This window comes from Streptomyces sp. 4F14, assembly GCF_048159485.1.
Lineage (GTDB): Bacteria > Actinomycetota > Actinomycetes > Streptomycetales > Streptomycetaceae > Streptomyces.
Genome location: NZ_JBLRVY010000069.1, coordinates 1 through 2488, shown reverse-complemented (window position 1 = coordinate 2488; position 2488 = coordinate 1). Strand labels below are relative to the sequence as shown.

General features: G+C 69.5%; 1 protein-coding gene. It reads right to left on the bottom strand.

What is annotated here, in order from left to right; all coding sequences use genetic code 11:
• A partial coding sequence (locus tag ACLZOT_RS49620) for a beta-ketoacyl synthase N-terminal-like domain-containing protein (RefSeq protein ID WP_416975932.1) occupies window positions 1-2488 on the bottom strand: 2488 nt, incomplete at both ends.

The following is a 2488-nucleotide window of genomic DNA, read 5'->3' as shown; positions in this document are numbered from 1 at the left end:
CCGAACGCCTCAGCAAACACCGGAAACTCCCCCACCAACCCCCGCCCCATCCCCACCCACTGCACACCCTGCCCCGTAAACAAAAACGCCGTCCTGCCACTGTCACCGGCCACCCCCGTCACCACACCAGCACCCGGCTCACCATCCGCCAACCCACGCAGCCCCTGCAACAACTCGTCCCGGTCCGCACCCAGAACCACCGCACGACGCCCGAAACTCGCCCGGGTCGACACCAACGCCGCACCCACCTCCACCGGATCCAGCCCCGCATCCGCCTCCACATGCACCGCAAGCCGCCGCGCCTGGTCCCGCAACCCCGACTCCGACCCAGCGGACAACACCCACGGCACCACCGAAGGAGCAGGCGCCGGAGCGGGGGCCTGTTCAAGTCCAGGGGCCTGCTCCAGGATCACGTGGGCATTGGTGCCACTGATCCCGAACGAGGACACACCTGCCCGCCACGGCCGGTCCACCACCGGCCACGGCTGTTGCTCCGTCAACAACTCCACCGCACCAGCCGACCAGTCCACCACCGGGCTCGGCTCATCCACATGCAACGTCCTCGGCAACACACCCCGCCGCATCGCCAGCACCATCTTCATCACACCGGCCACTCCCGCCGCGCTTTGGGTGTGACCGATGTTCGACTTCAGCGACCCCAGCCACAGCGGACGATCCCGGTCCTGCCCGTAGGTCGCCAGCAACGCCTGGGCCTCGATCGGATCCCCCAGCCGGGTGCCGGTGCCGTGGGCTTCCACCACGTCCACCTCAGCCGCAGCCACGCCGGCGCTGGCCAACGCCTGACGGATCACGCGCTGCTGGGACGGGCCGTTCGGCGCGGTCAGCCCGTTCGAGGCGCCGTCCTGATTGATCGCCGAACCGCGCACCACCGCCAACACCCGATGCCCCTTACGCCGGGCATCCGACAACCGCTCCACCACCAACAACCCGGCGCCTTCCGCGAGCCCGACCCCATCAGCGGTCGCGGAGAACGCCTTGCAGCGGCCATCGCTCGCCAGCCCGCCCTGAATGGCGAACCCTGCAAAGACCCCTGGCGTGGCCATCACTGTCACACCACCGGCCAATGCCAGATCACATTCACCGGACCGCAGCGCCTGGACCGCGAGATGCAGCGCCACCAGCGATGACGAACACGCCGTGTCCACCGTGACCGCAGACCCTTCCAGCCCTAGCGTGTACGCGATCCGGCCCGACAACACACTGCTCGCGCCACCGGTCAGCATGTAGCCCTCGACATCACCCGAGGCGCCCCCGACAGCCTCGTAACCCGAACCGGACCCGCCCACGAAGACCCCGGTCCTGCTGCCCTTCAACAGGCTCGGGTCGATGCCGGCCCGTTCCAGCGCCTCCCAGGTTGTCTCCAGCAGCAACCGCTGCTGCGGATCCATCGCCAACGCCTCACGCGGCGAGATCCCGAAGAACCCCGCATCAAACTCCGCCGCCCCATGGAGGAACCCACCCATCTGGGCGAAACCATCGCCGGTCAGATCCCAGCCACGCTGTGTCGGGAACGCCGAGATGGCGTCGACACCGCCCGTGAGCAGGGCCCACAGTTGCTCAGGGCTCTCCACTCCGCCGGGGAACCGGCAGCCCATCCCGACGATGGCGATCGGCTCGTCGACCACCGCCGTGGTCACTGGTGTCACCGACACGGCCTCGACCGTGTCAGTCAGCCGCTGCCGCAGGTAGGTGGCCAGCCGCGACACTGTCGGGTGGTCGAATGCCAACGTCGCGGGCAGCCGGAGCCCCGTCGCCGTTGCCAGCCGGTTGCGCAACTCCACCGTCGTCAGCGAGTCGAAGCCCATGTCCCGGAACGCCTTCTCAGGCTCGATGTCCTGCGCAGAGGCATGCCCGAGAACCGGGGCGACGTGGCCACGTACCAGATCGAGAAGCAGCTGCTGCTGGTCATCGGCGGTCAGGCCGGTCAGCCGCCCGGCCAGATCTGAGCCGTCCTGCACGCCCGCACGGGCGACCGGCCGGGCCCGCCCACCAACACTCACCAGGTCCCGCAACAGCGGCGGCACCGGCTCGGCCCCATTGTGTCGCGACAGTTCGAGCCCGACCGGGGCCAGGTGCGCTTCCGGGCGCCGACAGGCCAGATCGAACAGCGCCAGCCCCTCCGCCGCCGACATCGCACGCACCCCGGCCCGGCCGAACCGGACCAGGTCGGTCTGGCCCAGACGCCCCATCATGCCGCTGGCATCGCCCCACAAGCCCCAGGCCAGCGATACGACGGGCTCGCCGCGGGCGGCACACTGTTGAGCCATCGCGTCCAGCACGGAGTTCGCCGCCGCGTACCCCGCCACTCCAGCTCCACCGAACACACCCGCCACAGACGAGAACAGGATGAATGCGGCCAGGTCCAGTCCGGCGGTCGCTTCGTGCAGGTACCACGCCGCGTCCGCCTTCGGACGCATCACGGTATCCACCCGCTCCGGCGTCAACGACGTGACCGTCCCGTCGTCCA